This is a genomic window from Mesorhizobium sp. M4A.F.Ca.ET.050.02.1.1 (assembly GCF_003997725.1).
Taxonomy (GTDB): domain Bacteria; phylum Pseudomonadota; class Alphaproteobacteria; order Rhizobiales; family Rhizobiaceae; genus Mesorhizobium.
The window spans coordinates 1-719 of the sequence record NZ_RZSG01001362.1 but is presented as its reverse complement, the minus strand read 5'-3'; the positions used below and the strand labels follow the sequence as shown (position 1 = coordinate 719).

Annotated in this window: 1 protein-coding gene; it reads right to left on the bottom strand. The window is 66.1% G+C overall.

Annotated elements, in window-relative coordinates:
- A partial coding sequence (locus tag EOA33_RS37505; RefSeq protein WP_127407836.1) for a glycosyltransferase family 39 protein occupies window positions 1-719 on the bottom strand: 719 nt, incomplete at both ends.

Genomic DNA, 719 nt, shown 5'->3' with positions numbered 1-719 from the left:
GCATGACATAGTGCGGCAGCTTGGTCGGGATCGCCTCGAACACCAGCCAGAACGGGATATACCAGGCGAGGCAGAAGCGCAGGCGCGGATCATCCCAAAAGCGGTTGATGGCCTGCAGCCCGGCGCCGACAGCGATCAGGCCGAACGGCCACATGAAAAGCGAATAGGTCAGCATGTAGAAGCCGGGCGGCAGGCCATGCGATTCCTCGCCCTGCGCCACCTTGGTCAGCATGTCCTTGCCGACCGCCTCCTGGAAAAAAGCGCCGCCGCTCTTCAAGCTGATGAGAAATATCCAGGGCAGCACGATGACGAGCACGATGGCGACGCCGTGCACCAGCTTCAGCTTGAGGAGCCAGCGCCAGTCGCGATCGAAGGCAACCAGCGCCGCCGCCGTCAGCAGCGACAAGAGCGGCGCCACCGGTCCCTTGATGAGGATGCCAAGTCCCTGCGCGATCCAGAAGATCCAGGGCAGATGGCCAGCGACCGGCTCGTTGCGGCGCGCGGCGAGATAGGCCTGCGCCAGCGCGCCCTGGGCCGCCACGCAGCAGGCCAGAAGCATGGCGTCGGTCTTGGCGTCGCGGCCCTCGAAGGCGGTGGCAAAGATCGCCGCCATCATCAGACCGGCGGCGAGGCCGGCATTGGCGCCGAAGAGCCTCGTGCCGGTCCAGCCGATGCCGACGACGGCGAGCGCGATGCCCAGCATTGAGACCAGGCGATAG